General features: G+C 45.8%; 8 protein-coding genes and 1 pseudogene. 5 read left to right on the top strand and 4 right to left on the bottom strand.

Annotated elements, in window-relative coordinates; translation table 11 throughout:
- Window positions 1-48: 48 nt before the first annotated feature.
- Together AM1_RS32765 and AM1_RS38015 are read right to left on the bottom strand one after the other, a co-directional pair.
- Window positions 49-1221 carry a response regulator gene (locus AM1_RS32765; RefSeq protein WP_012167445.1) on the bottom strand — a complete coding sequence of 391 codons (1173 nt, stop codon included), beginning with the start codon at window positions 1219-1221 and terminating at the stop codon, window positions 49-51.
- A 157-nt stretch (window positions 1222-1378) separates the two neighbouring features.
- The gene (locus tag AM1_RS38015; RefSeq protein WP_012167444.1) at window positions 1379-2011 is read right to left on the bottom strand and encodes a hypothetical protein; all 633 of its coding nucleotides are present in this window, start codon (window positions 2009-2011) and stop codon (window positions 1379-1381) included.
- Window positions 2012-2877: 866 nt separating this feature from the next.
- Between AM1_RS38015 and pruA the strand changes: the two genes are divergently transcribed.
- From pruA to AM1_RS40365, 5 genes and pseudogenes are all read left to right on the top strand, one after another.
- Window positions 2878-5823, top strand: coding sequence for an L-glutamate gamma-semialdehyde dehydrogenase (gene pruA / locus AM1_RS32755; protein ID WP_063710581.1), 2946 nt, complete (start codon window positions 2878-2880; stop codon window positions 5821-5823).
- Between the two features lie 596 nt (window positions 5824-6419).
- Window positions 6420-7265: an Rpn family recombination-promoting nuclease/putative transposase gene (locus tag AM1_RS32745; RefSeq protein ID WP_012167441.1), complete on the top strand. Its 846-nt coding sequence runs from the start codon at window positions 6420-6422 to the stop codon at window positions 7263-7265.
- 191 nt (window positions 7266-7456) lie between these two features.
- A pseudogene (locus AM1_RS32740) lies at window positions 7457-9103 on the top strand (IS1182 family transposase).
- Window positions 9104-9146: 43 nt separating this feature from the next.
- Window positions 9147-9521, top strand: a complete 375-nt coding sequence (locus AM1_RS32735) for a hypothetical protein (protein WP_012167440.1) — start codon at window positions 9147-9149, stop codon at window positions 9519-9521.
- Window positions 9522-9826: 305 nt separating this feature from the next.
- A complete protein-coding gene (locus tag AM1_RS40365) occupies window positions 9827-10012 on the top strand; it encodes a hypothetical protein (RefSeq protein ID WP_012167439.1) in 186 nt (61 codons plus the stop codon).
- A gap of 252 nt (window positions 10013-10264) precedes the next feature.
- Here AM1_RS40365 and AM1_RS32730 read toward each other — a convergent pair whose 3' ends face one another.
- Both AM1_RS32730 and AM1_RS32725 read right to left on the bottom strand, forming a co-directional pair.
- On the bottom strand, window positions 10265-11425 hold the full coding sequence (locus tag AM1_RS32730) for a hypothetical protein (protein WP_012167437.1): 1161 nt from the start codon (window positions 11423-11425) through the stop codon (window positions 10265-10267).
- Window positions 11426-11451: 26 nt separating this feature from the next.
- Entirely contained in the window at window positions 11452-12630 is a 1179-nt protein-coding gene (locus AM1_RS32725; RefSeq protein ID WP_012167436.1) for an alkaline phosphatase family protein, read from the bottom strand.
- Window positions 12631-12683: the final 53 nt, after the last annotated feature.

Here is a 12683-nt window from a genome sequence, read left to right as displayed (position 1 = left end):
AAGCAGCGGGGAATCTACCCTCACTAGATTGAATAAATATTGCTTCAATTAAGCAGTTACTAAACAGCTTTCTCCTTCAACAAATTGTTGAATTAAATCCTTAAGTTGTGACTGAAAGGACTTGATTTCATCTAATCCTAAAGGCTTCGTCAAAAACTCACATGCGCTCCATTGAGCGCGCCATTTATTTGATAGTTTTTGTTCACCCGTTAGGATTACAAGGGGAATAGATGCAATTTTGCTATTTTGGCGTATCTGCTTCACTAGTTCAAAGCCTGTAATCCCAGGCATATTAATATCAATGAAAACCATAGAAGGTCTCACTCGTTGAATCTTATCAACGGCATTATCAGGTGTTTGGCAAGCCACCACTTGATGCCCTAATGCCCTAACAAGGTGGTCAAATTGCTTAATAACGAGTGGTGAGTCATCAATAATCATGATGGGAGCACAATCGAATTGCATGGGTCTTTCAATCTCGACTAGCTCTAACTGCACCCATTGGGCAAATAGTGAAGCAATTTCTAATGGATCTTTGCCTAAAGCTACGGAAATTTGTTCCAAAGACTTTTCATGCTTAGATATTCGTTCAAGCAATTTTTTCTGTAACGGAGGCAATTTGGTTTTATTCAACTTGTTGTGGTTAATTATTGGGATTCCATCCATTGATAGAATAAACGACTTTAGTTGCTCCCATTTTTTTTGACGAAGTAACCCTTCACTGATAATTTCATGTGCGGTAAATCCAAGGAGAGGGTCGATAACATTCAGGTGTGAATCAAGAATGAAACTGGCATCACCTTTTTCAGCAGCGAATAGATTATCGAATTGGAGTAGAATCTTTTGTTTTAAGGCTTGTCTTAACTCCTTAGGTGAAATGACTCGCTTTAGTAGTATGTCAGTCATTACAGTGCAAATTGAGGTATTCCCTTGCTCTATAGTTGCAGACCATTCCAAGAAGTAGGGCTTATATTTTTCTTGACGAGCAGCCACATTAAATCGTTTAACAGTTCTAAGGAATGATTCACTCGTCAATCGATGGCTACCTGCGTAGCACACAGTGCCTTTTTCATTTACACCTAAGTATGCAGAATAATTAGGTGAAAGACTTGAGTTTGAAAAATTGAAATGCCAATATCCGTTCTGGGAGGATTGAAATGCTGCCAAGAGCTGGCTAACGAAATCCAACTTACTAAAGGGAAAAGAATGAATATGACTCATGGTTATTCTATTGGTTAAACTCTTTGAATCTTAAAGGCTGCATATACAAACAAAGTAACAGTATATTGAGCACCGTGTTTAATTATTTAGCATAAACTCTTATTCGACGATATTAATTCCCTATTGCTAGAGATTGTATAATTCGCTGTTATTTTGTTTAGGACTCTCTATTAAATACTTGAGTATTTAACAATATCTTTTCAGCATTCCATAAGCAATTAACTTCCATTAGACTTATTTCGAAATGAGTGCGAATATCATGAATTAAGTGATCATTGTAAATATCAAATTTAACCTGATGTATATTCTTGACTTTCACTTTTTTTCCATACAGAAATCCAAAGTCAAAAGCTTTCATATGGAAGCTATTGAATTTATAGGTTTCGGGGAAGCAAATTTTGGAAAATAGCTTATATACAGAAATATGGTGGTTGCCGATATTTGAACAATTACCCATTGTATAGCCAATAACAAAAGCCTCATCAAATAGAGACATCCCTCGATTGAGGAGGAGATGAATACAATCATGCCCTCTGAGATCGACACTACCCGGCAAAGAAAAAGGACTACTTGGATTTTCAATCAACCATACGGAAAGGGGAATATTAGTTTGTTGATCTTTAACAAAATGCTGATAAGCATCTCCCAACTTCATCCAGCCGATATCTGAATCAGCATTTAATGAAAATAATGATGTATTTTTTGTGCTTGAATCAGTTTGGATATTATCGGGATTAAGGGCATTGGGAGATGTCTTTTGTGCATTGTGCAAATTTAGTACAGCAACCATCGATAAATCCCAAGGCAATCTACAAAAATGAATAGAGAGGCAGAATAGACCATCAAACCTCTGCTATTTGAAATAGAGCTAGATATAAAAATCTGACTAGAACTTAGGGCTAGGAGTATGAACCCATATTTGCTTACTGATGTGTTGGAAGAGAGAATAACTCCTCCTGCCACAGCACAGACACTACTAGAAAACTGTAAAAAATTGGAAACAAAGGGATTTTGAGTCTTACTTAGAACTGAATCATTCCCCATATGCGACCGATGATTTTGCCCCATTTTTTCTTGCATTGTAATAATTATTTTTTCTTTATTGGCAGCCGCGTTTTTGATTTTAAAATTAGATGATGTGTAGAAAACACATTTCTATTCTTTTAGGGTAAAATCTTTTGTCCTCGGCATCCTCAGTATAATTTCGGATTATTTATTGTTTCTTTTGTCTGAGATAACTAATATTGTTTGACTTAGCAGTTGGCAAACGCCTAAGAGGAGCAGAAAATTGCAATCAAGAGTTGGCATCAAGGGTTAACCAGGTCGAACAAATTTCTATAGTTGATTAATTTCCCCGGTTTTAGTCACGCTCAAGGTTGTGCTTAGTTATAGAGATCCTCGCTTGTTAATCCTTTCCAGCTGATTGGGTATCATTGCAAAAATCTTACTCCTTCGTTCAGCCACCCTCAGACATTCAGTGACAGATTAAATGTATAAGGATGTGGGTAAAACGAACCTACAGGCCAGCGTCTCTAGGGTTCAATCACAATAATGGGAGTAGGTAGTATTCCATATGCATTGGTTAGGGGGAGATGATTGATCGCTGATACCTGCAAACTCCTTGAGCTGGAGACCCAACATATTGCTCGCCTGTTGATGAAGGAGATGAGCCGTCCATCATCTTTAGCGACACGACTGTGGATGCAACCTCACTGGGATGATCGACTGCTAGCTTGGGCAATGACGAATCCAGCATTGCAGGTCCAGATCTTTCGCCTGATAGATGTGCTACCATCCCTTACGGACAATGTAGAGATTGCTCGTCACATACAGGAATATCTATCACTCCCTGAAGTCAAATTACCTTCAGGGTTAAACACACTACTGTCTTGGGCTCAACCTCATTCGATTTTGGGGAAAGTGGCAGCAGTGACTTTCAAATCAGCGGTTTCCACCTTGGCCCGTCGTTACATTGTGGGGGAAACTTTACCGCAAACGTTGCCGCGCCTGGTTCAACTGCGACAACATTGTTTGGCTTTTACCCTGGACCGGCTGGGGGAAGCGGTGATCACGGAAGCAGAAGCAACCGCTTATCTTCAGGGGTATCTGCATCTGATGACCCAGCTAGCCCAGGCAGCTAAAGCCTGGTCAGAGATTGCCCTCATCGATAGGGTTGAGGGAGTGGCCTTTCCCAAGGTTCAAGTTTCTGTCAAACTAACAGCCTTTTACTCCCAATTTGATCCGCTCGATGCCCAAGGGAGTCAGGAAATCGTCAGTCAACACCTCCGCACCCTTTTACGTCATGCCCAAAAGCTGGGGGTCGCAGTTCACTTTGATATGGAGCAGTTTGTCTATAAGGATTTGACCCTTGCTATTCTTAAAGACCTACTATTAGAACCAGAATTTAGAAACCGAACGGATATTGGCCTCACGCTCCAAGCCTATCTACGTGATAGCAATCAGGACTTGCACACCCTGATTGATTGGGCGCAGGAGCGAGGTACTTCCATCACGATTCGGCTGGTCAAGGGAGCCTATTGGGATCAAGAAACGATAAAAGCGATTCAAAACCATTGGCCTCAGCCTGTCCTAAATGACAAAGCGGAAACGGACGCTAACTTCGAAGCCATGACCCTGACGTTATTAGAGAACCATGAGATAGTTACGGCAGCAATTGGAAGCCACAATGTGAGATCGCAAGCCCATGCCATCGCAATCGCAAACCGCCTCCAAATCCCTAAACATCGCTATGAACTGCAAGTCCTCTACGGGATGGCCGATCCACTGGCCGCAGCGATAGCTCATCTCGGGCATCGGGTCCGAGTGTATTGTCCCTATGGTCCGCTCCTACCAGGTATGGCCTACCTGATCCGAAGATTATTGGAAAACACTGCTAATACCTCATTTCTCCGGCAACGGATTGAGAGCCCTGATCCAGAAAAGCTTTTAGCGCCGCCACAGGGCAAGCATGAGGGCAAGCAACACTCGGTCGTTCAGCCCACTGCCCAGCACGAGCTGTCTGAAGACGCTCCGTATAACAATGTAGCCAATACAGACTATTCTCAGGTGACAGCCCGAGAGCAGACCAAACAAGCCTTACAACAGGTTCGTCAAGAATTAGGGAAGCCCTACTGGCCTTGGATTGCAGGGCAGGCAATGATCACAGACCAGATCCAGGCCTCAGTCAATCCTTCCCAACCTACCCAAGTAATCGGACAGGTAGGACAAGCCCTGATTCCGCAGACTGAGCGAGCGATAAAAGCGGCGGCCACTGCGATGGCTAGTTGGCAGAACACCTCTGCCCAGGAGCGGGTCATGCACCTCCGACGAGCTGCCGACTTAATGGAGCAGCGTCGCCACGAGCTGGCTGCTTGGATTGTGCTGGAAGTAGGCAAAGTGTTACCGGAAGCCGATGCAGAGGTCTCAGAAGCTATTGATTTTTGTCGGTACTATGCTGATGAAATGGAGCGATTATCAGCGGGTTACCAGCGAGATCTACCCGGCGAAACCAATCGCTACGCCTACCGAGGACGAGGCATAGTGGTGGTCATTGCTCCATGGAATTTTCCACTAGCGATTGCCACAGGTATGACCGTGGCGGCACTGGTGACAGGGAACTGTACGATTCTTAAACCTGCGGCTCCGGCAACCGTGGTGGCAGCTAAGTTAACCGAGATTCTGGTGGAGGCAGGCTTCCCAGCCGGAGTCTATCAGTACTTGCCAGGACCTGGGGCTGAGATTGGCCCCTATCTCACCCGACATCCCCAGATTCACTTGATTGCCTTTACGGGCTCACAAGCCGTAGGTAGCCAAATCTATGAGGATGCTGCCGTTCTGCGTCCCGGTCAAACCCATCTGAAACGAGTGATTGCGGAAATGGGAGGCAAAAATGCAATCATCATTGACCAAAGTGCTGATTTAGATCAGGCGATCACAGGGGTAATACGATCCGCCTTTGGCTATAGTGGCCAGAAATGTTCGGCCTGCTCTCGCGTCATTGTGCTCGACCGTATATATGACACCTTCTTGAAGCGGCTGGTCGAGGCTGCCAAATCTTTGAACATCGGAGCCGCTGATCAAGCCAGTACCACTGTAGGGCCAGTTATCACTGCAGAGGTGCAAGCTAAGATTCGCGACTATATTGCTCTAGGGAAAACGGAGGCAAAAGTAGTCTTAGAGCGGACTGCTCCAGAGTTCGGCTACTTTGTAGGTCCCGTCATTTTTAGTGAGGTACCACCGCAAGCCCAAATTGCCCAACAGGAAATCTTTGGTCCCGTCCTTTCCGTAATTCGTGTGCAGACGTTTGAGGATGCGATCTCAGTCGCGAATAACTCTCCCTATGCACTAACAGGTGGCTTGTACTCCCGCACACCGTCTCATATTGAGTTCACCAAAACCAACTTTGAAGTGGGGAACTTATATATTAATCGCAGTATTACCGGTGCCATCGTAGATCGTCAACCCTTTGGAGGGTTCAAATGCTCTGGCGTTGGGTCCAAAGCTGGGGGACGCGATTACCTGATGCAATTTATGGAGCCAAGAGTAGTGACCGAAAACATTCAACGTCAGGGTTTTGCCCCTGTGGGAGAACTCTTCACCTAAGTATAAAAGTTCCCTGACGCAGACTATCCCAGCCTTGCTTTGTCCGTTTTTCGTTCTTTCGGCTTTTGTGGAGTGGCCTGGAAGTCACTGCCTGTAACCATTCAATCAAGTGCCCCGCTGCAAGCAGACGGGGTATGGAATACGATTTGCTCCCAAACCGTAGATTTGGATTACAATCCCATTTCTTCGCTGCAAGCAGCGGGGAATCTATCCTCACTAGATTGAACCAGAAATCAAGAGATTCCCACCTGTAAATTTTTCTGGGTTTTCTTACCCTGCATTGGTTTGAGGGAACTAGAGTTGCCGCCATTGACCATTGAGTTCCACCGTCTTCATCATTCCTAAGGCTCGACTTCCTCGTTCAGACTAGCGGAGGATAATTTTGGCTTTCATTAAACGGAAACACCGCATGATCTGAGTCAATCAAGACTATTGAAAGAATCTTCAAAATTTAGGCTAGGCAACGAAACCGGGGAAAATTTACAGTGGTCTTCAGCTATCCATGGTCCTTGTCCATATCCTCTAAACACTACCGAGCTTTTAGAGTCACTTCCATCCAGTAGAATGACTGGCATAGCTCAGGAGTACGGCACCTCTTGAAGACAGATTCCATCTTCTATCGCATCTTCCAGACGGACCCCGGCATCTTGTTCGAGCTGCTGGGTCAATCCCCAGACAGGGCTCAAGGCTATGAATTTAAGTCTGTTGAAATCAAGCAGGTTGCCTTTCGCATCGATGGTGTTTTCTTACCCACGCCCGAGGCGTCCGATCTGACGATCTGGTTCGTCGAAGTTCAGTTTCAACGGGACCCGGCGTTCTATCAACGGTTCTTCTCAGAGATTTATTTGTATCTCAACCTTCATCCAGAGACCGTGGACTGGCAAGCCGTTGTTATCTTTCCCAAACGCAGCATTGAGCCAGACTATCCCCATGTATTCCGGGCCAATCTGAATAGCGATCAGGTGCATCGCGTTTACTTGGAAGACTTGGATGAATCCGTTGACTCTCTTGGCGTGGGACTGATGCAGTTGATTGTGGCTGATTCAGGAGATACCGCCACCCAGGCTCAAGCTTTGCTTTCAAGGGTTCAGCCTCAAGAACAGACAAATCCAAGATTTGCGGCGATAATGGAGTTAATTGAAACAATTGTGGTCTATAAATTTCCACAATTGAGCCGAGAAGAGATAGAGAGCATGTTGGGCTTAAGCGAACTCAAGCAAACTAAGGTATACCAGGAAGCCTTGGACGAAGGCCGTCAGGAAGAGGGGCAATCTCTTATTCTTCGCCTACTCACCCGTCGTATTGGTGACGTTGCTCCTGAGTTGAGATCGCAGATCCGAGCTCTATCCCTAGTTCAGATTGAAGCTTTGGGTGAGGCATTGCTCGACTTTAAGCAACCTGCTGATCTAGTGAACTGGTTGCAGGATCACCGATCTGAGTAACAAGGGACTACTTCTCAAAGCAAGCTTAGGCAGGGCTTTCAGGTCAGGCGATTATTTTCTAGGAGTAATTGAAGGGTCGATACTGTTGGCGAATTCAATATTATTCCTGAGCTAAATATTATGGCGTTTTAGTTCCCACCTACAGTAGTGGTAATTACTGTGTCGCTACACTTATAAAGGAGGTTTCCGATGTGCCCTTATCCTCAAGCGGTACCCCCATCCTAGAAACAACTGCCTGTATTGCCCGTGCTGCATTCCCCAAAGGGAATCTGTACATGAAAATGCGAGATGAATTGGGCGTCTTTTGGCAAGATGAAGACTTTGCACGCTTGTATCCCACTCGGGGCCAATCTGCTGTAGCACCCTGGCGTCTGGCCTTAGTGACAATCATGCAATACGTCGAAGGACTGAGTGATCGCCAAACGGCTAACGCGGTTCGAGCCAGAATTGATTGGAAATACGCCCTATCTCTGGAGCTGACGGATACTGGTTTCGATTTCTCCGTTTTGAGTGAATTCCGCGATCGCTTAATAGATGGCCGAGCGGAAAATCAACTGTTCAACAAAATGCTGGAACGGTTTCAAGACCTCGATCTGCTTCGTAGTCGGGGAAAGCAGAGAACTGATTCAACCCATGTCCTGGCAGCGATCAGGGTGATGACGCGGTTGGAGTTTCTGGGAGAAACGCTACGGTATACACTCAATGCTCTGGCAGAAACTGTCCCCAGTTGGCTACAAGCCCATGTCCCACAAGACTGGTATGACCGTTATGGTAAACGGTTTGAAGATGCCCGCTTACCCCCTAAGCCACAAGAGAGAGATGTTTTTGCAAGTCAGATTGGTGCAGATGGCTTCTATTTGCTAGATCTCATTTATGCAGATCCTCAATGTGAACAGCTTCGCCAGATTGAGGCCGTAGAGATTCTACGTCAAGTTTGGCTCCAGCAATTCTATCCCCCCAATGAGACCGTTCAATTACGCAGTGCCAAAGACTCAGCCCCTGGTGCGATTCGGATCCGTTCTCCCTATGATCTAGAGGCTCGACGCAGTGCCAAGCGCACAATGAACTGAACAGGTTATCGAGTCCATCTAACCGAAACCTGTGATGAGGAACGGCCCCACCTGATTACTCATGACGAGACTTTGAAAGCGACCACCTCAGACCAGCTCAACATCCCAGTCATTCATCAAGCGCTCGCTTTCAAAGAGTTACTTCCTGATCAACATATGGTGGATCAGGGATACACGTCAGCCCAAATATTGGTGGATAGCCAGAGAGCGTACGATATTGATTTATTTGGACCCGTCCCTGTCAACCAACATTGGCAAGCAAAAGCGGGTCAAGGATATGCCCTATCTGATTTTCAGGTGAACTGGAAAAACAGGAAGGTGCGCTGTCCTCAAGGGAAGTCCAGCAAAGCTTGGAAGAAGGGAAAAGATGCCTATGGTCATCTTGTCATTCGCGTTGAATTCCGTCATCGTCACTGTTCAGCTTGTCCGGTTCGCGCTCAATGTACGAAGTCAGAGTCAGGTCCACGAAATCTGACCTTTCAGATTCAAGAAAATTATGAAGCCTTGCAAAAGGCCAGAGCACGGCAACAAACCAAAGAATTTGAGGAGCTGTATGCCATAAGAGCAGGGGTTGAGGGGACCATCTCCCAGGGTGTTAGGACCTTTGAGATTCGGCAGTATCGCTACATTGGCATGGCCAAGACTCGTTTGCAGCATGTTGTTGCAGCCGTCGCCATGAATGTCGTTCGGGCAGTGTCTTGGTTAGAGGAGGTGCCCTTAGCCCAGACACGACAATCCCGTTTTGCCAAGCTTGCACCAGTCTCGTAATTAAAATCGTTCTCCTGAGCCATTATTCTCTTTTTAGAGAGTATTGAATTCGCCAACAGTATCGAATCGTTGTCATACCCCTGGGAAAGCTATCGTTGAATCCCACGAGCATGGCATCGCTCAAGCCCGACAATTCATCTTCAACCAATTCAACCTCTACATAGAAAATTGCCGAGACGTTCACAAGCGAAAACTGGAAGCGGAAAAGCTGAAAGCGCTTGAGTGTAAGCGTCTTGAGCAAGTTCTGAAAATGAGAAAGACAAAGCAGGAGATCAGGAGGGAGGCAACATGGTTCAAAATCGCGTTTATTGGCATCGGTTTTCTCATTGGGGTCCCCGTTGGCGGCTTACTCCATCACCTGAGCGTTGGGCAGAATACGGCTGTGTCTTCGCCCGTTGAGCAGATTTCAGGGAAGTGATTTCGGGGGTGGTATTGGGGTTATGGGGTTTGTGATCGCAAAATTCAATACGAATCCTCGATATCGCACCTATTAATTCCACCCAGACTTTCACCTTTTCAAAATCTCGACAGATTCTATATTACCTAGCGTTATCACCCCTATCTACTCAAGGTCAAGGTTTAGCTTTTCATTTTCCATATGGATTTTGTATTAACTTTAACCCCGCTAATCCACACCCCAAAAAACAGTAAAACGCCTCCCAGTCTTTCCAGTCCAAGAGGTCTTTGTGTCCCTTTCGCTAAATTATATCAAGGTGACTTATCATGCTCAACGAAAATACCTCATTAGCAATACTCAGCAAGTCCATTCCCACATCAACCAAGCCGCTTTACCGATTGCATCAGCGGTTACACACTCCCAAGGGTATAGTTCGAGTGATTGGCATCCAACAATGTCCAGGGCCTGATCAGGCCCGCTGGTTCTATCGACTCTCTGATGTCCCCGATTAAGAGGCCATCTGGGAACCGACTTGGTGGGTCGAGGAACAGCTCTGGCCTGCCCTTGATTGTTTCATGATTTCCATTGAAAAACCTGAGCTGGACAAACCCCACACAGTTTATCTGGCTACGGTTGAGGAGCTAATGGAAGACTTTTACAACATTAGTCAGAAAATGTCGGAATGTGGCGAGTCTTGGAAAATTACGCTGGAACGGCCAAAATTCGACACTGAAGACGGGGAGTGATAAGGGAGCAGTGCCAGCCTAAACTCTGACTTGGTCTGGGAGTCTTTCTGCTGCTGTTTCTAGATCATTGGGGACATAGCGAAAACAGGGAAGTTGCACTAATGGCTGATTAAGAAAGCCCCTCACTGGAGCATAATTAGCAAATTGAGAGGCGAAGGGCATAAAACTAACGAGAGCCCAAACCAATAAAGAGAAAGTCATGGCTATCACTCGATAGCTGACAGAAACGGGTAACCACAAGATTTTTCTGATGACATGGGTTGAATGATGGGTACTACCATACTGGATGTCCACCAACTGGAGAAAGTGTGATTCGTTGGGGTGAAACGCACTCTGTGGTTGTGACGATTGCTGCCAGAGATCAACTAGAGCCCCAGCATAAATACAGCCCCCGGCCATTCTTAGACCCCACACCAACAGGAATCCAAGCACACCTATCAGCAAATAATATTGATTCAAGTACTCCAATGCCTCTGATGCTGTTAGCGCTGAGAGATTAGGATTAGTGTTTGGCAAAAAAACGGGTATGGCTTTACCTAGGGTTAAGAAAAAACTGCTGATAACATAGCCAATTGAGAGAAAAAAGTATTGCAAAGATCGAGAGCAGACAATTGCTTGCACAAATCTGAGTTGAAAAAAACTGCGCCAATCCCCCGTAAAGGCTTGTCGAGCTTGGGCCGCAGGTACATATAGCATGGCCACCATGAACATGAGCATCCCCAGAATGCCTAAAGAGATTCCAGTCTCGGATTCCTCATATAGTTTGTTGAAGGAAATATGCCAGCCTACGTACCAGGCTGTTGCCCAGAGGATGCAGGGCAATAAAGTACATGACCAAGTCGTCAAGATGCTAGCAACCCCGGTTTTTAGATTCACCCATAAGGAGTGCAACAGCCAGTGTAATTTGTTGAAGAGGAGATGCTTTGGAGATGAAACGCCTATTTGTCGGCGAAAAAAGTAGGGTTTGTCCCGCACAGGCATAAGCGCAGGAAATCTGCTGACAAACGTGTGCCAGGTGGTGGTCTCAGCTAACTTAGATTGCGTGAAAATGGTTTTGCTGACTTGATGTTTGACCCATCGATATATCCATCCCAAGGCAATTACCGCCGTCAAGAGTGTTTGACATAAGATCGTCGCGAGCAATAGGGTTCCCAGCAACCAGAATAGTTTTTTCCACATTTTGATAACGGCTGTACCTCGTTTGACTAGGTAAAGATCTCTTCTAGAACGCTTCCTTCGGCGTAGTCGGCCTTAAACCCCATAATTTGAGCAAGCGTGGGGGTTACATCAATCTGAGAAACGGGGCGATCCACAACTTGCCCCGATTGGATTCCTTTACCAAAAAATAAGGCAAAGATTTCGTGAGCCGATCGTGAATTGAAGTGATGTTGATAGGGGACAGAAAGGAAGGGATTAGAGTCGCGACCACAATCTGGAACGATACAAAATACGGTGTTGTTCCGATAATAGTCATCCGAATCTACGGCCTCGACGATGCGCTGTATCCCCCGATCAATAACAGCGATGCCATTTGTGTAATGAGAGGGAAAACCCCAGTGAACATAATCAGGGTCGTTGTAATTGATCATCAACAGTTTGGGTTGTAGACGCTTGATTGCCCAGATTGCTAACTCTGTTAACAACCGGTCACCACGAGGATTCACTAAGCCAGTCGTACCATAGTAGTTCTGCCACTCCTGCCAAAACTCTGTAAGTTTTGGGGAATAGGGAAATTGCCCTTGATTTCGGTAATCAAGAGTCTCTAGTTCCTGTAACGCTTGGACGGCTTCCTTTTGCTCTTGTCCTGTTAAGTCTCCCTGGTTAAGCTGCTGACGCAGAAGAAACACTTTAAAGCGATATAAGCTAAGAACCTGACAACGATAGTTGGCACCAAACATATGGTGATTGCTGAAGGAGAAGAACTCTTCAGTGGCACGATTTTCACCATTAATTAACAGGGTTTGGTGGTCTGGTATGGCGAATGTTTTGCGTAAATATTCAAAAAGTGTGGGAACTTGGGGCTCGAAACGATTTCGCAGTCCTGGTTTTTTGCTGAACCCATCATACTTACCTGTTAACAGGTAGAGTGTTCCTTCCCCATGGCTGGTCGTGACGTGTCGGAGCTGGTCCAACATCATATTGCTAAACAGGATACCGCGAGATGCCAGAATGTGGCGCAGATAGGGAGCATAGGTGTAATCTGGATCGATCGTTTCCCTTCGCCGAACCCCTCCTCCAAAGCGAATCAAAATGACGTTGGGACCAGAGTAATCCTGATTCTCTGAGGGAAAAGCGATTGCCTGTTTTGGGTGAACCAGCAGCGATGCTGTACTAGCACTCAGATAGGTAAGGAATTGCCTGCGATTCAGTTGTGGAGAGTCCATATCTACTCCATCAAGTGGAAGTTAAAGATAGGCAGAAAGCAAAGCAGGAATGT

Origin of the sequence: Acaryochloris marina MBIC11017 (assembly GCF_000018105.1) — a bacterium.
GTDB lineage: Bacteria > Cyanobacteriota > Cyanobacteriia > Thermosynechococcales > Thermosynechococcaceae > Acaryochloris > Acaryochloris marina.
Note: the sequence above shows the minus strand (reverse complement) of the source record. Positions and strands in the feature narration are given on the sequence as shown.

Coding starts and splice junctions, on each gene's coding strand:
- AM1_RS32765 (WP_012167445.1), bottom strand. CDS start 1,221: ATGAGTCATATTCATTCTTTTCCCTTTAGTAAGTTGGATTTCGTTAGC.
- AM1_RS32730 (WP_012167437.1), bottom strand. CDS start 11,425: ATGTGGAAAAAACTATTCTGGTTGCTGGGAACCCTATTGCTCGCGACG.
- pruA (WP_063710581.1), top strand. CDS start 2,878: ATGAAGGAGATGAGCCGTCCATCATCTTTAGCGACACGACTGTGGATG.
- AM1_RS38015 (WP_012167444.1), bottom strand. CDS start 2,011: ATGGTTGCTGTACTAAATTTGCACAATGCACAAAAGACATCTCCCAAT.
- AM1_RS40365 (WP_012167439.1), top strand. CDS start 9,827: ATGCTCAACGAAAATACCTCATTAGCAATACTCAGCAAGTCCATTCCC.
- AM1_RS32725 (WP_012167436.1), bottom strand. CDS start 12,630: ATGGACTCTCCACAACTGAATCGCAGGCAATTCCTTACCTATCTGAGT.